This is a genomic window from Thalassoroseus sp. (genome assembly GCF_984380535.1).
This window is the reverse complement of sequence record NZ_CFHRBF010000019.1, coordinates 71393-91869: the sequence shown is the minus strand read 5'-3', so window position 1 is coordinate 91869 and position 20477 is coordinate 71393. Positions and strand designations below refer to the sequence as shown.

The 20477-nt window shown below is 52.8% G+C and carries 19 protein-coding genes; 5 read left to right on the top strand and 14 right to left on the bottom strand.

The annotated features are described in order from the left end of the window. Window positions 1–120: 120 nt before the first annotated feature. Both AC5DDB_RS23905 and AC5DDB_RS23900 read left to right on the top strand, forming a co-directional pair. Entirely contained in the window at window positions 121–1005 is an 885-nt protein-coding gene (locus AC5DDB_RS23905; protein WP_491742277.1) for a hypothetical protein, read from the top strand. A gap of 115 nt (window positions 1006–1120) precedes the next feature. Further along, entirely contained in the window at window positions 1121–2176 is a 1056-nt protein-coding gene (locus tag AC5DDB_RS23900) for a M48 family metallopeptidase (protein WP_491742276.1), read from the top strand. Between the two features lie 137 nt (window positions 2177–2313). On the opposite strand, the gene obgE is transcribed toward AC5DDB_RS23900, so the two are convergent. Together obgE and csrA are read right to left on the bottom strand one after the other, a co-directional pair. Further along, a complete protein-coding gene (gene obgE / locus AC5DDB_RS23895; RefSeq protein ID WP_491742275.1) occupies window positions 2314–3345 on the bottom strand; it encodes a GTPase ObgE in 1032 nt (343 codons plus the stop codon). A 134-nt stretch (window positions 3346–3479) separates the two neighbouring features. Continuing rightward, complete coding sequence (gene csrA / locus AC5DDB_RS23890) at window positions 3480–3665, bottom strand: carbon storage regulator CsrA (protein WP_491742274.1); 186 nt, start codon at window positions 3663–3665, stop codon at window positions 3480–3482. Between the two features lie 246 nt (window positions 3666–3911). On the opposite strand from csrA, the gene msrB reads away from it, so the two are divergent. Further along, on the top strand, window positions 3912–4307 hold the full coding sequence (msrB, locus tag AC5DDB_RS23885) for a peptide-methionine (R)-S-oxide reductase MsrB (RefSeq protein ID WP_491742273.1): 396 nt from the start codon (window positions 3912–3914) through the stop codon (window positions 4305–4307). A 25-nt stretch (window positions 4308–4332) separates the two neighbouring features. Here the strand turns inward: msrB and AC5DDB_RS23880 are convergent, their stop codons facing one another. The 8 genes from AC5DDB_RS23880 to AC5DDB_RS23845 form a co-directional block, all read right to left on the bottom strand. Further along, window positions 4333–5778, bottom strand: coding sequence for a sulfatase family protein (locus AC5DDB_RS23880; RefSeq protein WP_491742272.1), 1446 nt, complete (start codon window positions 5776–5778; stop codon window positions 4333–4335). 16 nt (window positions 5779–5794) lie between these two features. Then, window positions 5795–6748: an MDR/zinc-dependent alcohol dehydrogenase-like family protein gene (locus AC5DDB_RS23875; RefSeq protein ID WP_491742271.1), complete on the bottom strand. Its 954-nt coding sequence runs from the start codon at window positions 6746–6748 to the stop codon at window positions 5795–5797. Between the two features lie 168 nt (window positions 6749–6916). After that, on the bottom strand, window positions 6917–8254 hold the full coding sequence (locus AC5DDB_RS23870) for a dihydroorotase (RefSeq protein WP_491742270.1): 1338 nt from the start codon (window positions 8252–8254) through the stop codon (window positions 6917–6919). Window positions 8255–8315: 61 nt separating this feature from the next. Continuing rightward, complete coding sequence (locus tag AC5DDB_RS23865) at window positions 8316–9005, bottom strand: zinc ribbon domain-containing protein (protein ID WP_491742269.1); 690 nt, start codon at window positions 9003–9005, stop codon at window positions 8316–8318. Between the two features lie 115 nt (window positions 9006–9120). Next, on the bottom strand, window positions 9121–10773 hold the full coding sequence (gene rpoD, locus AC5DDB_RS23860; protein ID WP_491742268.1) for an RNA polymerase sigma factor RpoD: 1653 nt from the start codon (window positions 10771–10773) through the stop codon (window positions 9121–9123). A 235-nt stretch (window positions 10774–11008) separates the two neighbouring features. Next, entirely contained in the window at window positions 11009–12952 is a 1944-nt protein-coding gene (gene dnaG / locus AC5DDB_RS23855) for a DNA primase (RefSeq protein ID WP_491742267.1), read from the bottom strand. 587 nt (window positions 12953–13539) lie between these two features. Beyond that, window positions 13540–14193, bottom strand: coding sequence for an NYN domain-containing protein (locus AC5DDB_RS23850; RefSeq protein ID WP_491742266.1), 654 nt, complete (start codon window positions 14191–14193; stop codon window positions 13540–13542). 144 nt (window positions 14194–14337) lie between these two features. After that, entirely contained in the window at window positions 14338–15270 is a 933-nt protein-coding gene (locus tag AC5DDB_RS23845) for an IS1 family transposase (protein ID WP_491742265.1), read from the bottom strand. A 542-nt stretch (window positions 15271–15812) separates the two neighbouring features. Between AC5DDB_RS23845 and AC5DDB_RS23840 the strand changes: the two genes are divergently transcribed. Continuing rightward, window positions 15813–17021, top strand: a complete 1209-nt coding sequence (locus tag AC5DDB_RS23840; RefSeq protein WP_491742264.1) for a hypothetical protein — start codon at window positions 15813–15815, stop codon at window positions 17019–17021. A 139-nt stretch (window positions 17022–17160) separates the two neighbouring features. On the opposite strand, the gene AC5DDB_RS23835 is transcribed toward AC5DDB_RS23840, so the two are convergent. After that, window positions 17161–17364 carry a hypothetical protein gene (locus AC5DDB_RS23835; RefSeq protein WP_491742263.1) on the bottom strand — a complete coding sequence of 68 codons (204 nt, stop codon included), beginning with the start codon at window positions 17362–17364 and terminating at the stop codon, window positions 17161–17163. Window positions 17365–17435: 71 nt separating this feature from the next. Here AC5DDB_RS23835 and AC5DDB_RS23830 point away from each other — a divergent pair, with 71 nt between their 5' ends. After that, window positions 17436–17633, top strand: coding sequence for a plasmid mobilization protein (locus AC5DDB_RS23830; protein ID WP_491742262.1), 198 nt, complete (start codon window positions 17436–17438; stop codon window positions 17631–17633). A 178-nt stretch (window positions 17634–17811) separates the two neighbouring features. Here AC5DDB_RS23830 and AC5DDB_RS23825 read toward each other — a convergent pair whose 3' ends face one another. The 3 genes from AC5DDB_RS23825 to AC5DDB_RS23815 all read right to left on the bottom strand — a co-directional run bounded on the left by AC5DDB_RS23825 (window position 17812) and on the right by AC5DDB_RS23815 (window position 20450). Next, window positions 17812–19437 (bottom strand): HNH endonuclease family protein, encoded by a 1626-nt coding sequence (locus AC5DDB_RS23825; RefSeq protein ID WP_491742261.1) that lies wholly within the window; start codon window positions 19435–19437, stop codon window positions 17812–17814. A gap of 599 nt (window positions 19438–20036) precedes the next feature. Beyond that, window positions 20037–20174: a hypothetical protein gene (locus tag AC5DDB_RS23820; protein WP_491742260.1), complete on the bottom strand. Its 138-nt coding sequence runs from the start codon at window positions 20172–20174 to the stop codon at window positions 20037–20039. Between the two features lie 57 nt (window positions 20175–20231). Continuing rightward, on the bottom strand, window positions 20232–20450 hold the full coding sequence (locus AC5DDB_RS23815; protein WP_491742259.1) for a hypothetical protein: 219 nt from the start codon (window positions 20448–20450) through the stop codon (window positions 20232–20234). Between the last annotated feature and the right edge of the window lie 27 nt (window positions 20451–20477).

Here is a 20477-nt window from a genome sequence, read left to right as displayed (position 1 = left end):
TCGGTAGCCACTAGCACAGCCTCCGTTGTTTGTAGCGGGTGTCTGGTTCGTGGAAGTGCCTGAAACATGGAGTTTCCAGGGACACAAAAGATCGGAAAGCCGGTCTAGGAGATTCGTTCGATGCCGGCACACCTACTTGTCTTCCTTTTAATCGCGTTGCTCGTCGGGTGTGAGTGGAAAACCGAAGACGATGCTGCAGGTCCCACTCCGCCTTCGAGAGCCGAACTCACATCGAATACCCCACCAGACCCAAAGTTCCCGGTCGTCCCCACTCAGCGAAATCAACGTGACCCGCTGCCCGACAATTCACTCACAACCACCCACTATATTCAACTCGGGTTACCGGCCCCTGATCGTCCTTGGATGGGAGCCGAGTTTGCTCGCGTTGCAATGATCATCGGCAAGTTGGCCGAACACGACGCCACTCAGCTTCCACGTTTTCAAAGTTCCACATCTGGTCAGATCTTTGCTCGACTCGTCTCGAAACAGAACTTGGATTTCTATCGCAATGCGAGTATGCCATTACAACAACGGATTCAAGATATCATCGCGTACACACAGGGACTAAACACGGTCCTTTGGCGTTATGTCACGATCTCAACACAGCGTTCTGGCTTAGAGAGTGAAATCGTCGAACTTGCTGGCGCTATGATGCATGTCTCTGTGATCATGCAGGAACTGACTGACGAATTGCTGCCACAACTCGACCCCACTGACCCAACGTATCCGACTCGAATGCAAGGTTTAGAAAGATTGAAAAATGGTTTTGCGATAACATTCGCTGGTGCACTGCAAATGCTGGAGGAAACGGATCGTTATGAAATCAAAGACTTGCAGCGATTACTAGGCCACCTGCAGGCGACATTGCCGACAATAACGCCCCATCTGAATGAAGGAAGTCAGCTAGAAAACCTAGTAAAAATCGAAAAACTCATCAAAAAGTCTGAAATCAAAGAGCTCAAGCCGGGACTAGAAACACTGTATGCTCAACTGAATCCACAATAAACCCCTTCACCTGTGCCCATAAAGGTTTGATGTGAGCGCTTCGACGAAACCAAGCTGGATTGTTCGACTGCTGATCATTGGATATACCCCCTTCCTTTTTTCAGTGATCGCGGCAATGGGTTTCGCGACCTATTTGCTAGGCCGTTGGGCTTGGACGATTGCCTACGAATACAGTATCACAGTTGGACTCATTCTCGCCGGTCTGACGTTTTCGTTGGGAATCATGACGCTCATGCTAGCATTTGTCTGCATCGCGTTTTTTCTTCCAACGGACACATCGGACTCGCAAGAATTGAGACCGTCGCCGCGAGTCATGAAGGGATTGTTACGACTCGTTCGCCAAGTCGCTCGGAAACAGTCGCTGCCGATCCCAGACGAAGTCCGGCTTCACGCGACAAGTACGGCTCACGTTTATGAAGAGAAAACACAAAACGGATATGCAAAGATTCTCGTTATCGGAGCGCCGGCATTGGCATCATTAGACCGCAAGGCGCTTGCTGGTGTGGTTGCTCATGAACTCGGACACTTTGCCGGCGGCGATACAAAGCTATTGCGACGCACGGCGCGTTGGCATCGCACAATGATGCATGTGGAGTATGCATTGATGCAAATGCCTTGGAATCCGCTGGGATGGATGATCCGGCTCTATCATTGGCTTTTCAAGGCGGCATGGGCGAAGGAACAACGCAAACGCGAAGTGCTTGCAGACGAACACGAAGTTGAAGTTGTTGGTGCCAAGCAAGCGGCTCAAACGCTGATTGCGATTTCCACGATTAACGAAATGCCCTGGTCGCGGTTGTCTTCAGTCGCAGAATGGTTTGCGGTCATGCGAACGCGTGATGCGAGTATTTTTCGCGAGCAAGTCCGACGTGCCCGACAAACGACATCCGCGCAATGGCAAGACGCTTGTCGACGTGCTCTGAAACAGAAAACAAAATCGTTCGACTCGCACCCGTGTCTCCGTGATCGACTCCGTGCTATCGGCATTTCACCGAAACAGGCGATTGCCTTGGCTGGTAAGTTGCGACACGACCAAAGTGATCCCGCAGATTACATCGATGACTGGGACGAAATCGACAACGCGATCAGCGCGTTCTTCATCGACCTCGTGCAACAGAACCAACAAGCTAAACGCGACATGGCCGCAGTTATTCTCGGTCGCCACGTTTAGTCCCACTTATTCGGTTCTGAAAGCGCAGTGTCGATCTTGGGAGACACCGCCCTCTTGCGAAGGGAGAGCAAACGAAGTTATCGCAGCGACAAGCGTAAGCCGCATGGCGGAATTCTTATGATTTAAGAAGAGCTCGATCAGTGCTCGTCCTGTGCGGATTCTTCGGACTCGCTGACCTCATCGAGTGAATGAAGTTGCTCAACGATCGCATGTTTCAATGAATCCAAACCGTCGCCAGTGACGGCGGAGATTTGCCGGACGGAATGTCCTAGTTTCTCCGCGAGCAGTTCCGCGGCAGCTTCGGCATCGGGAAGTTCGCTTTTTGTGATTGCGATCAGTTCCGGACGCTCGGCGAGTTGTTCATCGTAGAGCCGTAGTTCCTCGCGGATTTTGAAATAGTTCTCGACGGGGTCGCTGCCGTCCATCGGGGCCGGTTCGACAAGGTGAACTAAGACCCGCGTACGTTCAACATGCCGAAGGAATTCGTGCCCGAGCCCGACACCCGCGTGGGCCCCTTCAATCAAACCGGGAATGTCGGCCAGTACAAAGTGATCATCAAATCCCACCGACACCAACCCCAGGTTCGGGTACTTCGTGGTAAATGGGTAATTGGCAATCTCCGGCGTTGCTCGAGACAGCCGACTCAGCAGCGTACTTTTCCCGGCGTTCGGCATGCCAATCAAGCCGACATCGGCGATCAATTTGAGTTCCAACAGCACACTACGTTTGTCGCCGGTTTCGCCGACCTCGAACTCGCGTGGCGTTTGATGGGTGGCGGTCGCGAAGTGCTTGTTCCCTCGACCGCCCTTTCCGCCGCGACAGAGAACGACCGAATCGTTGTCGGTCGCCAAGTCTTTCAACACGTGACCGCGTTCGATGTCTTTCACCAGTGTGCCCGGCGGGACGAGAATAACGGCGTCATCCCCGTTTTTCCCGGTCCGCAGATTGCCTTCGCCATGTCCGCCGCGACCGGCTTTCCAATGTTTGTGTCCGACGATGTTCGCCAAACTGGAGATGTTCGACTCGGCTCGAATGATGATGTCGCCGCCTTTGCCACCATCGCCACCATCGGGACCGCCGCGGGGCACGTGTGTTTCCCGGCGGAAACTCATGCAGCCGTTGCCGCCATCACCGGCTTCGCAATAGATTTCCACTCGATCAACAAACATCGTTCCTCACCCTCGTCCGAAACATTCGCAAAATTGCATTCGTTATTCTAGCCAAGTCCGCGCAGCAAAAAAGCGGCGAAACCGAGATTCCGCCGCTGAATCGATGAGTCTTTTCACCCTAACCGAGGCACCGGTCAGGCGGTTTGCGGTTCACATTTCTGATCGTGAATCGCGTTGTAGACTTCTTCCCGATGAATCGGAACGGATTTGTCGGCGGCAATCCCGAGACGCACACGGTCGCCCCGAATTTCCACCACCATGACCTCGATCGAATCGCCGATCATGATCTTTTGATTGAGTTTACGCGTCAGCACCAGCATTGTCGAACTCCTTCCGATCGCCCGCTGTTGGTCAATACGACACCTGGTGGGCGAAGCCAACGGTGTCGCACGTACCCCCGTCCTTTCGGACACTCACTCATTGGCAAAGGTACTGTTTGAGATTGTTCCCGTCAAGATCCACAAGATGTTGTATGGAGAATCAAATCGGGCGACACGATTCGAAATTCGCTTTACCAGCGGGCTACAATGGTGTTGAACGAGTCTAAGTTTTTTTGAGGTGGTGCCATGGTAGAGCCTTTTCGACTGAGTGACGAAGAATGGCGTGAGCGGTTGTCGCCGGAGGAGTATTACGTCTTGCGACAACACGGAACCGAACGGGCGGGTACGGGATGCTTTATCGGGACGAAGGAACCCGGCACCTATGTGTGTGCGGGTTGCGGGCATCCGTTGTTTCCGTCGGGCGGGAAATTTGAATCTGGGACTGGTTGGCCGTCATTCACCGCCCCGATTACTGACTATGCCATCAGCGAACACACCGACACCTCCCACGGGATGACGCGCACCGAAGTCCGCTGTGCCCGTTGCGAAGGTCACTTGGGACATGTCTTTCCCGACGGACCGCCGCCCACCGGCATGCGGTACTGCATCAACTCCGTCGCCATGAAGCACGTTCCGGAGTGACGCTGGCAAGAGACCATAGCCCAGGTCAAAACTTCTCGAAGTTGTTCTCGCCGCCGGCTTTGATGTAGCGATCGTACCAGGGTTGATTGTGCGGCAACGGGCGGCCATCGCGGGTCCAACCATCTCGGCGAGGTTCGTCCGGCATGACATCGTTCGTTTCGACTCGCCAATTATCGAGACGAATTCGCAACGCGTTAAGGTGCTCCGCGTACTCGGAATTTGCAGCCACATTTTCGAGCGAATGTGGATCGAGCTGCAAATCGTAGAGTTCCTCGAACGGCCGTGGTTCGACAAGCAGGAATTTCTGAGCTTCTGTCAGTTCACCTTGAGATAACGCTTGTTGAAACCCCATCCACGTTTTCGAGTTGACTGAATCAACGCTGTTCCACAGCGGTTTTTCCCAGTAGTAATTGCGGATGAGCAAAAACCGATCGGTCCGTACGGCTCGGGTGAATTGTTCGAAGTCGTGCCAGTTCGCTTCGGCGAAAATCGCGTCTCGGCCAGTTGCTTCCGGATCAGTCAGTAAGTTTTTGATCGATCGCCCCTGCACGGTCGGTGCGTCGATGTCGACCAGATCGAGCATTGTCGCGGCGATGTCGATACTACTCACTAACTCCCGTTGCACCCGACCGGCTTTCACCAGCGGCGGATAACGAACCAAGAGCGGCGTACGGATCCCGGAATCGTACAGCGTCGTTTTCGCCCGCGGAAACGGCATGCCATTGTCGGAGAGATAAACGATGAAGGTCTCATCGAGCACATTCTGATCGGCGAGTTCGTTGAGAATTATTCCCACGTGGGCGTCGAACCGTACGATCTCGTTGTAATAGTCGGCAATGTCTTCGCGGATCAATTCGTGATCCGGCAGATACGGGGGCACGATGACATCTTTGGCTGTATAGAACGGACGAATCTCGCGTTCGGAGTCCGTGCTGCGTACCGGTTTGATATCGTCAAAAGGTCGATGCGGGTCTTTCGAGGCCACCCAGAAGAAGAAGGGTTTGTCTTTCGGACGAGACTCCAACAACTCGAGGGCTTTCGTCGCTGTCTCCGCCCCGCTGCATTCTTGGATGGCGTTCCAGTGGGTTTTCTCTGCGTCACCGAGATGCCATTTGCCGACGGCCATCGTGTAATAACCGGCCGGTTGCAAATACGTAGCCAACGATTTCTGGTCGGCGGGCAACGGTTCGTGCAGGTCTTCGGCTCCGGTGTTGTGTGGATACCGACCCGTGAGGAAACTACATCGCGTGGGGCTGCAGGAACTCGTCGTCAAGAACGCTCGCTCGAATTGTATGCCCTCACGAGCCAAGCGATCGATGTGCGGCGTTTTCAAGGTGGGATGGCCATAGCAGCTTAAGTCGCCGAATCCTTGATCATCCGCGATGAACACGAGAAAGTTCGGAGCTGCCTCTGCCCAGCTTGGAGTCGACAAAAGTGTAAAACACGTGATGAGCAGGAGAAGCCGAATCATGGAACACTCTCAAGGGTCAGTCGCTGATGTGAAACAGAACCTTGATCATATTTTTTCGCCGCGCATCATCAAAGGCTGCGTGGAAATCTTCGAGTCGGCGGACTGAAGAAATTAACGGCTTTACGTTCACCCGATGCTCACGGAGTGCTTCTAATGCTGGCTCGAATTTCCCGCAACGCGAGCCGACGACTTTCACTTCATCGACGACAACGGGCCAAAGTTGCGTTGACTGCTCACCAGAGACCGTTGTCTTGAGGACAATCGTGCCTTCTGGCCGAACAAGTTTCATCGCTGTGGAAAACCCGTTCTCCGAGCCAGTGCAATCGACGACCACATCCGCCTTCGAGGCCAATTCCAGTTCTTGCAGAAGATGCGTTTTGATGCCGACTTGCTCGAGGAGCGCAAGTTTTTCACGATGCTTGCCAATCACTGCCAAGTCTGCCCCCGTCGTTGCGATAGCTTGCGCACACAGATTCCCCAACCGCCCCGCACCGAGAATCAGCACGCGATGACTTGAATCGATCGGGACTTGTTCCAAGATACGCAACGCTGCCGCCAATGGTTCAACGAACACCGCGTGTTCGGTTGGGATGCTATCGTCCACGGGAAGCAGATTTCGCTCCGGCAACGCGATGTAGTCGGCGAAGGCTCCGTCGCGATTGAGAATGCCTAGCACCGTGCGATGCGGACAATGATGCGGGCGGTCATTGCGGCATGTTTCACATTCGCCGCAAGCACAATTAATTCCGCCGACCACCCGTTGACCTGCGTACCGGCCACTCTCGGCAACCCCGACAAACTCATGTCCCAAGGTGCCACGGAACCCCATATACCCACGAATTAGCTGGAGATCCGTTTCGCAGATTCCGGCCTGCAGCACACGAACGAGAATCTCGTCTCTGTTGGGGTATGGGGTAGGAAAATCGATATTCAGATTCAACCCTTTGGGGCTGAGTCGTACGGCTCGCATCGATTCGAATTCCGGTGTTCTTTCGAGACTTTTACAGCAGGACGGTGACTATAATGACGTCCACTGGCATTTCGTGCAATACTCGGTCACCAGAAATTTGACACCTCAACAAATAAACTTTGATGGGAGCTTTACCGTTAAGCGACTCGCGTGTCGACTGTTGGCTCATCAATCAGCGGTCGCCCAATAACCGCCCCGATCATGGTCGAAAGTGACTTCGTTTCCACGATGCTCGACGTCAAGCTGCCCGTCATCATAGACGAGATGCCCACCCACCCACGTCTTCAGCGGTTGTCCCGTCAAAGACACGCCATCCCAAGGACTCCACTTGGACTTCGTCACCTGCTCGGCATTACGGATGGTATGAACGCGTTCCAAATCCACGAGGACCAAATCGGCGTCGTGACCGACTTCGATACGTCCTTTGCCCACGGCGTCCCATACCCGCGCGGGAGCATCGCACATCCAGTGCACGACTTGCTCGAGTGTGCATTCACCGCGACTGACAGCATCCAACATCAACGCTAACGAGTTCTCGACCGCCGGCACACCGGACGGTGATTTAGGATATGGCTGGTCCTTCTCTTCCAACGTGTGCGGTGCATGATCGGTCGCGATGACCTGAATCACATTCGCTCGCAACGCATCCCACAGGGCTCGGTTGTCGCAATCGGTTTTAATTGACGGATTCATCTGCACTAACGAACCAAGCCGTTCATAGTCGTCGATGTTGAAGAACAAATGATGCGGGCACGCCTCAGCCGTGATGAGGTTGTGATGCTCTTGTAGGAACTCAGCCTCGTGAGCGGTCGACACATGCAGCACGTGAAACCGGTGATTGTGTCGCACCGCCAAATCGACGGACCGTTTCGTGGCAATGAGCGCCGCTTGATGATCGCGGATGAGTGAATGATCCGCGTAGGACTTGCCGCCGTCCAAACGAGCGGCGTTTGCGCGGACGGTGGTTTCGTCCTCGCAATGCGCACAAATCGGGAGAGTCGTTTCGGCGAAAATCCGTTCGAGGGCGGCTTGCTCATCCACGAGCAAATTCCCCGTGCTCGAACCGATGAAAATCTTGATCCCCGGCGTGCGAGACACCGACTGCAACTCGCTGACATTCTCCGGTGTGGCCCCGATATAGAAGCCGTAATTCACCACGCACTTCGACGCCGCCAAGTCGAGTTTCTTGTGGAGTTCTTCTTTCGTGATGGTATTCGGGTTGGTATTCGGCATCTCGAAGAATGTGGTCACACCACCCTTCGCACATGCCAAGCTACCGGTGTGCAGGTCTTCTTTGTGCGTCAAACCAGGATCGCGGAAGTGAACCTGATCGTCGACGACTCCCGGCAACAAGTGCAGACCATTCGCATCCACACGCTGATCAAATTTCGCGGTCGGAGCAGGATCAAGATCGAGAATCGTTCCCGAATCCGTATCAATCAGCACATCGACAGATCGCGTTCCACTCGGCAGAACACACGCAGCACCAGCAATCAAAGTACGCATAGCCGGGACAAAAGATTCCTAGAAAAGCCAATAATTCGGACGACCCACAACAGACAAACCGTCAGGCTTTATAAAGAAGACGGCCGCAGGAACGACAGAAGAGGTACTTGCCCGTGTTGACTTCGACGTTGTGTTGCGGGCTCAGTTTGGTGAAGCACATCTGACACGTTTGATTCTCGACCGGGCTAAGCGATTCCGCTCCGTGCACCGAAACGACTCGACGATATTGCTTCAGAACAGTCGCCGGGATCAGCTTTTCCTTTTCGGCCAGTAACTCGGTGAGTCTGGCTTCTTCCTGTTTCAAGCCGGCCTCGGCCGCGGCGATTTTATCGGCGACCACTTTGATCTCGGCCTCGGCATCAGCGACCGCTTTTTCCGCTTTCTTGACTGCACCTTGTTGCAGGTCGATCCGTTCCAGTGTCTCGAGAATCTCGACTTCAGCGACTTCTTTCGCCGTCGTGTCTGCTTCGATTTGCCGTTGAAAAACGTCGAACTCTTGATTCGTCTTCGCAGCGTTCAACTTGACGTTCAGATCGACAATTTTGCTTTCGAGAACCTGCAAATCCTGGTTTTTGACGCTCGCGGTGTGCTGCAAATCTTTAAGGTGCTGCTTGGCGTCCTGAAGTTCTTGCTGTCGTTTTTCGAACGCCTGCTGGTGTCGGGCAATTTGCTTTGGCCCACGCTGCAGCGTCTTTTGCACGTCATGCAATTGCAAATGCACATCGTGCAGTTCCTTCAAATCCACATCCATCAAAGGCTCCCCTCGGAAATCGACCGACCACTCTTTTGCATTGTTTCCTTCTTGATTCGAATTTTGCAATGGCCCAAAGAAAAAAGCCGGTCATTGCTGACCGGCTTGTACCGATTTAGTTGATTGCCCCGACGAGCAACCCATCGAGAAAGCCCTTCAATTGCTTGCTTCGCACCGGATGCTGCAACTTGCGGACGGCTTTGGCCTCGATTTGCCGGACCCGTTCGCGGGTCACTTTGAAGATGCGACCGACTTCTTCGAGCGTGTACGTGTAACCGTCGCCCAAACCGTAACGGAGTTTGATGATCTCGCGTTCACGGTAGGTGAGAGTTTTCAGCACGACGTCGATTTTGTCTTTGAGCATTTCTTGAGTAGCCGCCGACACGGGGCTTTCGCTTTGCTCGTCTTCAATGAAGTCGCCGAAGTAGCTGTCTTCACTCTCGCCAACCGGCCGATCCAAGCTGATCGGGTGACGGCTGATCTTCATCACACGACGCGTTTCTTCGAGCGACACGCCGGCGGCTTCGGCGGTTTCTTCGATGGTGGGCTCGCGGCCTTTCTCTTGGAGCAGTTTCTTGCTGACTTTCCGCAGCTTGGACATGGTTTCAATCATGTGCACGGGGATGCGGATCGTGCGGGCTTGGTCGGCAATCGCTCGGGTGATGGCTTGGCGAATCCACCACGTTGCGTAAGTGCTGAACTTGTAACCGCGACGGTATTCGTACTTGTCGACCGCTCGCATCAGCCCGGTGTTGCCTTCTTGAATCAAGTCGAGGAAGGACAGACCACGGTTGCGATATTTCTTGGCGATCGAAACCACCAACCGCAAGTTTCCGCCGGAGAGTTCCCGCATCGCTTGCTCGTAAGCGCCGAAACGCTGATTGATGAGCTTCACTCGCTTCCGCAGCGAATCGGGGGTTTCGCGGGTCATGGTCATCAAGTCTTGCAGTTCATGCTGCAAGTTCGCCCGTTCGTCTTTGGCATTCTTGAGTCGGCGAAGTCGTTTGATTTGCCGTTCGATTTCCGTCATCCGACGAGAAATCTGTTCGAGTTTTCGAAGCGTCGGTTGCAAGCGTTGCGTGCGGAGCGACAATTCTTCGATCAAGTTGACCATCTTCCGCCGACGAACTTCCATCCGACACTCGGCGGCTTTCTTTTCCTCTTTATCCGTGTCAGGGGAAACGATGACGTCGAAGTCGTTGATGTTCTGATCGCGGAGGTATTCGAGCGTGACGATGTTTTGGCTCATCCGCCCGAGAATCTGATGTTTCTCGAATCCTTCGGTGACGGACACCTTAATGGTGCGGTCGAATGGCAGGTCGCCGTCGTTGACTTTGATCATCACGTCCAACGATTGTTGCAACGCGAAATCGCTTTCAAGCAGCGTGCGGCGGAATCGTTTGCGGGTGATTTCGATCTTCTTCGCCAACGCGATTTCCTGATCGCGAGTCAGCAGCGGGATTTCGCCCATTTGGGTCAGATACATCCGGACGGGATCATCGATCCGGCGGGAACGATCTTCTTCAGAGAGTTCCCGAGCCTTGCGGGGTTTGGATTTCTTTTTGCCATCGTCGACGGGTGGCAAACCGGCTTGTTCGTCGCTGATGACATCCAAACCGATTTCGTCCATACACTCGACGAGGTTGTCGAGTTTCTGTGGGTTCGGTGCTTCGTTAGGCAGATAGGCGTTGACTTGTGAGAAGGTCAGGAAGCCTTGCTTCTTACCGCGAGTGATCAATTCGTGGAGGTCGTTGTGAAGTCGATACACGGGGCGCGGTCTCCAAATAGTCGGGTTGTGTGCGTTGATCGTTTGGGACAGTGTTGGCAAGTTCTCACACCGAACGCTCATTGGATATTGAGTCGTAAGCCAAAGAACGTTTCGTTCTGATTGGACTTACCAGATCGGTTTTTTCAAAAACTCGCGGATCGGTTGTTTTTCATTTCAGTTCGGCAAGAGCAATGCGAAAACCACTCGCGTCGGTCTTGGGGCCGCCAGCGTCTCTTTAGGAGTTGGCTCGGCGGGCGTGGAATTTCTGAACTTTTTCCAGCAGTCGGAATTGTTCCGAGCGATCGACCGGGCGAGTCGCTTCCGGGGGTGAACCGTGAGATTCACTAGCGACCAAACCGGACAGTCGGCCTTTGAGCGGTTCCTGATTTTGCCGCTCGTACCGGAGTTTCATCTGCTCGATAACATAGTCTGCGTGGGTCGTCCTCTTGCCATTGTTGGTAATGAAAGGTCTTGCTTCCTGCAGAAGCCGATCGATCCGTTTCTGTCGTGCATGATCGTCGATTCGAATTGCCAATCGCTTCAGCTCCGGATCCTCCAAAGCTGCCGAGACCAAAGAAAATGACGGTTCGTCTCCCTGCTCCGCCAAGTCATAACAAAGATGTAAAAGCTGTCGAAGTGATCCGTTCCGCACTGCCTCCGGGCCAATCTCCTGTTGGAGACGGAACACCACCGACGGGACGGCGAAGATCATTTCCAAAAGTTCACACTCGATGACATCATCCGGGTTGTTCCAATCCACCGGCAACGGCTGAGTTGCACCGGCAGAGTTCGCCGCCCGCGTTTGTCGACGGGCATCGGTCTGTGAACGGGTTGTTTTCAGTGTTTCGCGAATCGTGCGTTCGTCGATCATCAACAAACCGGCAAGCCGGGCGACAATCAACGATTCCCGAGCCGAACCACTCAGCCGCGGGGACTGCGATAACGCCGTCGCCATTTCGGCGAGCACCCGTTGTTTCGCGTCCACCGAACTGACACCGATGCGGTTCACGCACGAGTTCAATTTGTATTCCCACGCTTCGACGGCATTCTGAATGCGATCTTGCAACGCTTCGCCGCCGTGTTGGGCCACGAAGTCTGCGGGATCGAGTCCGCCGGGAAGGGTAAGAATTCGCAAGTCGACATCTTCCGCCAGGAATTTCGTAATCGCTCGTTCGGTGGCGTCTTGGCCGGCTTTATCGCCGTCGAAGACCAGGACCACTTTCTGAGCAAACCGTTTCAGGTTCCGCACATGATTTTCATTGAGTGCAGTCCCCAAAGACGCCACGACGTTCCGCACGCCGTACTGATGAGCGGAGATGCAATCGGTGTACCCTTCCATCACCGCGACGGTGTTTTCAGCCTTGATGGCCTCGCGAGCCATGTCGAAAGCGTAGAGCAGGCTACTCTTTGCGAAAACTTCGGATTCTGAACTATTGATGTATTTGCCGAACTTGCCGTCGTCGTCTTTTGGTAAAATTCTCCCACCGAAGCCGACGGGTCGTCCACGTAGGTCGCGAATCGGAAACAGAACGCGACCAAAAAACAACATCTGATCCCGCCAACCGCCCCCGTCTTGTTTTTGGGTAATCAGCCCCGCTGCCGCGAGTTCTTCTGGCGGAAACTTCTTGAGACGGGCCTTTTCGAGCAACCATTGCCAATCCGGCGGGTGATAGCCCAAGCGATATTCCCGCCACACGTCTGGACCGTAACCACGGGATTGAAAATATTCGCGTGCCGCCGCGGCCGCCTGGTCTTTGAGTAGAAACTCATGACACAACGTTTCCGCCCAGGCGACGTATTCGTACAACCGACTTTTGCGGTCTTTTTGTTCCGGCGAAGTGTGTCCGATCGACTGAGGCATTTCCAGCCCCGCCTTCTCGGCTAACATTTCCAACGCTTCGCGGAAACCCACGCGGTCGTGTTTCATCACGAAGGAAAAGCAATCGCCGCCTTCTTCACAGACCCAACAGCGGTAACTTTGCCGTTCCGGGTACACGTGGAAGGACGGGTTATTGTCGTCGTGGAAGGGACACAGCCCGACAAAGTCGGATGAGCCGCGAGCGGTAAGGGCGATCGATTCGCCGATCAGCTCGACGAGGTTGGTCCGGGAGCGGACCTGCTCCTTGAAATCGGTGGAGAACCCGGAGGAAGTTGTCGCCAAGTCCAATGCCACCCGCATCCCCTATTTCTCGTCGTCGACTCAAATTCCACACAACTACTTTCACCACCATGATCTATCGAACTGGTGGTGGGGGTCCGTCGATTCCCTCCAACCCGCCGAGCCTGCGAAATCCTTGCAGAGCGTTCTCCATTATGTCACAAAAAATCCGCACGACGAGACAAGGCAACAAATGTCAACTTAATCTGTCTAGAAGATCCTGGGATTTGGAGGCGGGTCGTAGCCAAAGTCTACACCATGCAGAACCCCGGTCAAGCAGCGGCGAAACGAGTTTACGATAACAGATTGCATCATAACCTCAAACCCCACCGATGCTTACCAAGACACCGCACACCCCAAAATGATGCCAAACCGCAACGCCCCCGCAAACCCGCCCCATCCGCGCACCCAAAAACTCAACCCAAGCCAACCACAAAACACAATCGAGCTAGACACTTGGTATTTGATAAAATAACCGGATTTGACCGTTTTTTGGGTAGTGTCCTAATTTGAATTCCGGAAGAATAAGTGTTCACTGTTTGCGGAATTCGAGCGGCGAGCGCATGAGAAAACTCCGCTGCTCCGCGCAACAGGGCTTCTTTAGGTCGTTACGACCATTCAGTAGGACAATGCAGGACTCGACCGTCTTGCAGAGTAAAAGGATTGTCTAGTTGGGATCTGGCAAAATGCGACCGCGTTAAGTTTGAATGTGCGTTACATGATTGACGGAGATGGGTCGACACTTTACGGGGAGGAAAAAACGCAAGAATTTTCTTTTGAGGCAAAGATTGCCGAATCGCCCGAACCGGTGGAACTAGATCGCTGTCTCCTGATATCACAATTCCCGTATCGAACTCATCTTGAAAAGCGTCAACGATCATGTGCGTGGCAATTTGCACATCAGTCATTTTTTCTTCTGGTGTCGCCCATTGGTTGTTGCATTGACGGCATTGTGCAGTTTTGTTGGTGTTGTAGTGTCCATACAGAATTGACACTTTATCAAGAGCATCCACTGCTGCAAGGAAAACAGACTGCCGTTGCGACTTCGCTTGCATTCTTGCGTTTACATTTGCAGTTGCTCCCGGCATTGTTCCGGAAATCCTTGCTGTAAAGTACTTTACAGCCACGAGTTCTTGGTTGGACCTGAGTAGATTGTCAGCCAACTTCCGAAAATTAAGCCAGTAGAACCGCCGAAATCCGGCTGATCGCATTCCGTAATAAAGATTGAATCCATCTACAAAGATGCTTACTCGCTCTGGCATGGATCTTCTCAAATTTTCTTAAATTTGGTTGACATTTTAAGCCGACAATACGTATATTACCTTGCGTTAAGCAAGTGACCACTCTGAGAGCCTCTGGCCTCAGATCGACGCCTTCCTTTTGGGAAGGCGTCTATTTTTTTGCCGCTACTGTTTTCCCTCACCTCGCAAACGTTCCACCAACCGCCGATTCCGTTCCGCCCGTTGTCGGCTCGTTCGCAACTCCATCACTTCATCGTACAACCGTTCGATGCTCCACAATTCATCCACCACGCCAGCGGCCATTGCAGGCGTCAAACGGTGCCCGCCTTCATGGTGTCGCGGTCGCCAACAGAAGTTGTAGAACGCGACGTGGAGAGACGTGGCAGCGGCCAAGTTCTCGACTTTCTTGGAGAAGCCGAGCGCCAACCGTGTAAACCGCTTCATGAACGTGCGGATCGTCAGATTGTGGCGTTCGACGTGACTGGTCACTATCGACCACAAATCCCGTATGCCGCGTATGTTGGTCCGGTTGGAGTTCACCATGTCCGGCGGAGCATACCGACCGACCTCGGGATTGACGTAATTTTTGACGAGAACGCCGTGGCGAGCCGTCTCACCGAACGCTTCGCGAATCGTGGATTGATATGGCGTGAAGCCGTCCGTGCTGATCTGCGGAGAGAACTCGCCAGCGTCCATCGGCGGACGAACCATGCGACTTTCCAAGTCACGGATGAACGTCTCCGTGGTTTCCGCCGTCCGTCTGCCGAGTAAGTAAGACACCATCAACTTCGTGTCCGTGTCCAATGCCGTGAAGAGGTACATATCGCCAAGCCGACCGGACCGCTTTTCCTTTTTGTCGAGCCGTGCCTCTTTCTTTTTGACGAACGTCCAAATTTCGTCGCACTGGACGTGTTCCACGGAGACGTTCGCCAACGCGAGATCGTGGAATTCCTCGCACGCATTCCCAAAGCGGACCAGAAGTCGCATGATCGTGTCGCGATGCGTCCCGGTGTAGCGTTCGGTACTGCGGATGGAAGAACCTTCAACCAGCATGCGTAAAACCTGGATCTGACGATCCCGCGAAATAAAGTTAGCCATTGTGAAACGTGCTTCCCAGAAGCGACGTTTCCGCATAGAATACGGGTTACCACGCTGCATTCAGGCGGAGACGTCTGGTTGTAGTAAAGCCTTGGGGTCGTTGACGCGACTCCAAGGTGTTTGAAAAGCGGAAGGCAGGGGAGTCCAACCCACATGGCAAACGCCATGTCCCTCCGTCGGTTTATAAGACCGATGCGCCGAGCAAGACGCGGGCTACCTTCCAACCAAAAAACAGAGACACGAGCCGACACCAAACCGAACTCGTGTCTCCAAAAGTCGCCTCGCCTCAATCAAGTAATGGGTACCATCCTAAACTTGATTGAGGCTCTTTTCTTTTACGGTCTTGGCAATGGCAACACGATCACCAAGACCTTCAACTCTTCTGGTCATTTCGACCTCCTTTCAAGTGCGTGCAAGCATACTAACTCCACCTATGGGTTTTTACAATGGATGATTCAATAAAAATTATGAGTTTGACGAATGGGTTAAAGGTTGGTATGGTTATGGGTGTGCTACAAACTTGAGATTGGCAAGGGGGGGCAATGACGAAAACAAAACGAAACCGCAGTCCGAACTATCCAGTTGTTAACCTTCAAGGTGCGTTGCCGTACCTTGATAAGTTATACAAATTTGGCCAACTGCACTTCGTTCCGATGCAGGCAGTTTTCGAAGAAGCTTGGGGAATGAAGAAAGGCAGCGCCTATGGTAAGCAGGTGGTTGCGGCACTAAAGGCGTTTGGGTTGATTGACGATGCAGGCAGCGGGGATGCTCGAAAGGTTAAGGTGTCTGAATCCGGCGCAAAAATTCGCGGCGACCATAGCGATCGTCCAAAGCTGCTGAAAGAGGCCGCTTTGCTACCAAAGGTTCACAATGAGCTTTGGAGTGAGTTTGGCAGCACCGGCGATTTGCCACCGAAGGCAGCAATGAGGCAATACCTTCTCTTTGACCGACAAGGGAATCGATTCAATGAGTCGTCTGTGGATGAATTCATCGACGAGTTTGTCGATACTGTCGTGTTCGCAAAACTGGGCAAAAAAGACACTGACGAGGCGCTGGACACTTCCAATAATGAAAATGGCCCCGAAGACTCAGATTATGAAATTCAGGTCGGGTCATTTGTCCAATGGACCTCGCAAGGCGAAGATCAATTCCCTGAGCCGCGTAAAGTTACTCAAATCAATTACAACGACGGGGAGGGATATGCCTACATCGAGGAGGAAGGTGGTTACGTTCCAATGTCAGAACTCACAATTGCGAAAAAATCTGAGGAAGTAGAAACACCTCTTCACGTACTCAAACCAAAAAACGAAAACCGTGGATTAGATTCGACACCCGTCCAAAACACCTTTGGAATTGATAATCCGCCGTCGCAGGGAATGAGGAAAGAGCATACGAGCCTTGATGACGGCGTAGTTATACTATCGATGCCAGAGAAGTTGTCGCCCGCTAGCGTGGAAGACTTCCATCGTTGGGCAGACGATCAGAAAGACCGCGCGTACCGACGTGCTGGTGGCCAGAATAAATCGGTCCCGCTTCCAAGTGGAGGTTTGCTTCATCTCGTTTCTCACCCCGGCAGCGACAAATGGCAAATCAAGTCTTACGACTTTTCGTGGCTTGCAGGAATGAATTTGATGACAGCAACTGTTCACGCTGCTGCAAACGGATGGGAACTGCTTGAATTTGTGACGCCAGAAGACGCGATCCGGTTTGTGGCTGAGAAACCGATCCCGGCGATCGTGCCGCAAGATTGATGGTCAAATTGACTCCACTGCTACCGTAAACAGCGGCTCCTGTTTACGGTAGCTTTTTTGCTGTGTGGCCACAACTTCCGTGCCAATCGCTCAAAATCGCATTTCAAACGCGGACACTACCGACCGTTTGGGTAGTGTCCTAATTTGAATTCCTGGGAAATTGTTTCTCGCTCGCTTCGTTAGCGCGGCGAGCTTCTTCTTTCGCTTCCTCGGCCAGCTTTTCAAGCCGGTCGCATTCTCTGGCGAGGTCTCGCACAATCCCCGCGAGCTTTTTGACAAACTGATCTGGTGACTGATAAGCGATACCGCTCGCCTGTGTGGCGAAATGACCAAATTGTGACATTCAATGAACCTCTAAACAGGTGACCTGACACGTTTAATTGTCGCGCGGCGAGCGCATAAGAAAACCCCGCTGTGTCACCGCAGCGGGGTTTTCCGCCAAAAGGCGAGCGTACTCAGACCGCACGGATTTACTTGCGAGCGGATAACGCGGAAAAAGCGGAGTTCGAGCAAGCTGCTGAATCGGCGGGCTTGTCGCTGTCGGACTGGATTCGCGATCGACTCAAGGCGGCTGCAAAAAGAGAGCTACGCCAAGCGTCCCACTCAAAGTAAGCGGAGAGCGGGGAATCGAACCCAGCCCGCAAAAGCGGGTTCCTACGGCAGACTATAAATCTGCTGCGCCACCAAGGCGCGGACCACTCTCCCTGCGGTTCGCGCTGCATATTGTTGGATGGCTAGAAGTGAACATGAAAACAAAGATGCGGCAAATCCTAAGAGGTTCGTTTGTCTTTCAGGTTTTGTTATCCGCATGCAGCCGCTCTTTGTAACCGGAATTGCAAAACGGATGCGTAAGCTGAGCATTGTCTGCCGTGTTCGATCCGCCGTCCTCTCTACGCTCAACGTGATCAATCGAGATGGATTTTTTATGAACCCGTGCGCCACAAATCCCACATCGAACAGCATGTTCAAGTGAGTCGCGAAGGAACGTGAAAGATTTGGTTTCCTGTGAGAACTTGTTTTTTGATCGCCGTTCATCGAGGGTCATTTTTTCAATCATCCGAAGATTGTCGTTTTGACTGAATGCCTTAAGGATTTCGCGTTCACTAGCTCCACCCAGCAGCTTTCCAAATAACACCCAATAGTATTCAAGAAGCGACGGCAGTGACCTTGTGCCGCTACCTTTTTCCCCAATAATCTGGTTCGAAAAGTATTTGTGGTCCACCAAGAATTGCTCGAAATCCTTTCTCACACTTGTGAACTTGTGCAATTTGTCTTGCTCGTGGAGTTCCTGTAAGAACTGAATCGTTGCAAGAAACGCTGACGGCTGATATCTCCCCGTTGCCCCGTAGAAGTAGACAGCCGGATGCAATCCAAGAGAAGACACGTGATTATCAGAAATCCGTCTCGCGTGAGCACGAACCTTCTTTAGGTACTGAAGAGTCAATTCACCATTGTCATCGTTCTGTAAATCAGCAAGCAGTTTTTTTGTACGCAAGCCATTCGCGAAATTCACGAATTCAAAAACTAGCTTCACGCTTGCGGAAGAGTAACCTCGCCCCGCGACTGGCAAATCAAGAGTTTTGATTGGGGTTTCAAGTACAGGCGTGAAAAGCATGTCGTATATCTCTCTGGCCAGCTTTTCAATCTCATCCTGCATTTCGACGGGGAATTCTGACCAATACTTGTGGCCGACACCTGCCCGAATTAACGCGCGTGCCGCGATTGCGTTTGGTTTTCTTCGCGATTGAATGATTTGCAACTCCGTTGGGTCAATTGGAGTTGCTTTTTGATTAATCTTAAAAAACGAGTCCTCAGCTTTTTTCGCTGAACCCTTCACCCACTGAAGGTGGACAGCAAGAGTGCCCAACTTCTTTGCCTTCATGACATAATCTTGTCGCGAATTGCCTTGATTCAAACCGGCTGCGTGAATGTCCCGATACGATCCGACAAGGTTGTTGACGGCTCGTCTCGTTTTTTCCGCAGCGGATTTTTGTTCGGGTGCAATCAGGTTGTCGTAAAACCGGCTCGACAATACACCATCACCGTAGTCGTCTCTCACCCATGCAATCAGCGCACTTAATCTGTGCGCACCGTCGATCACAAAATGATTGCCGCTCCTTGGCGATTTCCACAAAATCATTGCAGGAATTAAATCGCCTTCCAGGAAACTCTGCACAAATTCAGCAATGGTCTGTGAAGTCCAGTTTGACGTTTCTCGCTGAAAATCTGGTTTTCGTAACGTAGGGTACAAGAAACTGTCGGAAGTTAGGTCTGTAACTCTAAGCGTGTACGTAATATCTGAATCTGTCGGATCGCTTGCCGGAACAGTTTCAAAATCCTCCCTAGGAATAAGTGCGTCCAGATTGACTTGATGAGTTGCCACAGATTTCTCCCACGGAAACAAAGGAACCTTCATTGTTTCCGTGTTGTGGCAAGTTGTCCACTCACTCTGACTGGTCGAAATCATATTCAGACACTACCTTTCTCATAAAAAGGCAGCGTCCACGTAGAATGCGGTGATAGCACACACTGTGCCAATCGCTCAAAATCGCATTTCAAACGCGGACCCCACCTACCGTTTGGGTAGTGTCCTAATTTGAATTCCTGCGAAATAATTCAAAGGTCGAGATCTAGGAATATGGCGAACTCGACGTCTACATTTGTGACCGCGGATTCTATCGCACGCATCGGCTCATAAACGTCGATTAACCAGAAGTGCCGAAATGAACGGCATTTGTACGGACGGGAACTCGTATATCTGGTCGGACTCACGGTCACGTCATACGTGAAAGCAAAGTAGCCTCCCACATACGCTCCAAGCAGCACCATCACGACAATCAACGCGGTCCGAACGGACTTCATCGCTTCCCTTTCGTTGAGCGCATGAAAAACCCCGCTAGGTGTGATTCTAGCGAGGTTCGATCATTTCGGGAATTACTCGCTTCGCAACCGTCCCAACAACCGCCGATTCCGTACGGCTCGTTGTCGACTCGCTCGCAGGTCCATGACTTCATCCTACAACTGCTCGATGCTCCACAGTTCATCGACCACGCCAGCGGCCATCGCAGGCGTCAAGCGGTGTCCGCCTTGGTGGTTGCGCGGTCGCCAACAGAAGTTGTAGTAGGTGACGTGCAGGGCGGTCGCAGCGGCCAATTTCTCGACTTTCTTGGAGACGCCGAGTGCGAGCGGTGTGTGCGTTAGACTGCCTTGTCACTTGACGAGGAAGATTTTCTGGCCGACGATGCGGGATTCGATGTCGGCTAGCGGTTTGTAAAATTTTATCATTTGTCCCGATTTGCAGACCCGGAATATGAGGGCTGGGCCGTGGGTGCCGAGCCATACGTGTTTTTCCGTCCGAGCCAAGTAGCTGCCGACATATCCGCCCAGCAGTCCGAACACGACAACCACCCCTGTCCATGTTTTCTTCATCACTGGCTCTTTCGTGTGGGTTGCGGT

Bases quoted from the DNA above. Each gene is read 5' to 3' on its own strand.
- AC5DDB_RS23905 (WP_491742277.1), top strand. From the start codon at position 121: ATGCCGGCACACCTACTTGTCTTCCTTTTAATCGCGTTGCTCGTCGGG.
- AC5DDB_RS23900 (WP_491742276.1), top strand. From the start codon at position 1,121: ATGGGTTTCGCGACCTATTTGCTAGGCCGTTGGGCTTGGACGATTGCC.
- obgE (WP_491742275.1), bottom strand. From the start codon at position 3,345: ATGTTTGTTGATCGAGTGGAAATCTATTGCGAAGCCGGTGATGGCGGC.
- csrA (WP_491742274.1), bottom strand. From the start codon at position 3,665: ATGCTGGTGCTGACGCGTAAACTCAATCAAAAGATCATGATCGGCGAT.
- msrB (WP_491742273.1), top strand. From the start codon at position 3,912: ATGGTAGAGCCTTTTCGACTGAGTGACGAAGAATGGCGTGAGCGGTTG.
- AC5DDB_RS23880 (WP_491742272.1), bottom strand. From the start codon at position 5,778: ATGATTCGGCTTCTCCTGCTCATCACGTGTTTTACACTTTTGTCGACT.
- AC5DDB_RS23875 (WP_491742271.1), bottom strand. From the start codon at position 6,748: ATGCGAGCCGTACGACTCAGCCCCAAAGGGTTGAATCTGAATATCGAT.
- AC5DDB_RS23870 (WP_491742270.1), bottom strand. From the start codon at position 8,254: ATGCGTACTTTGATTGCTGGTGCTGCGTGTGTTCTGCCGAGTGGAACG.
- AC5DDB_RS23865 (WP_491742269.1), bottom strand. From the start codon at position 9,005: ATGGATGTGGATTTGAAGGAACTGCACGATGTGCATTTGCAATTGCAT.
- dnaG (WP_491742267.1), bottom strand. From the start codon at position 12,952: ATGCGGGTGGCATTGGACTTGGCGACAACTTCCTCCGGGTTCTCCACC.
- AC5DDB_RS23850 (WP_491742266.1), bottom strand. From the start codon at position 14,193: ATGCCAGAGCGAGTAAGCATCTTTGTAGATGGATTCAATCTTTATTAC.
- AC5DDB_RS23845 (WP_491742265.1), bottom strand. From the start codon at position 15,270: ATGGCTAACTTTATTTCGCGGGATCGTCAGATCCAGGTTTTACGCATG.
- AC5DDB_RS23840 (WP_491742264.1), top strand. From the start codon at position 15,813: ATGACGAAAACAAAACGAAACCGCAGTCCGAACTATCCAGTTGTTAAC.
- AC5DDB_RS23835 (WP_491742263.1), bottom strand. From the start codon at position 17,364: ATGTCACAATTTGGTCATTTCGCCACACAGGCGAGCGGTATCGCTTAT.
- AC5DDB_RS23825 (WP_491742261.1), bottom strand. From the start codon at position 19,437: ATGAAGGTTCCTTTGTTTCCGTGGGAGAAATCTGTGGCAACTCATCAA.
- AC5DDB_RS23815 (WP_491742259.1), bottom strand. From the start codon at position 20,450: ATGAAGAAAACATGGACAGGGGTGGTTGTCGTGTTCGGACTGCTGGGC.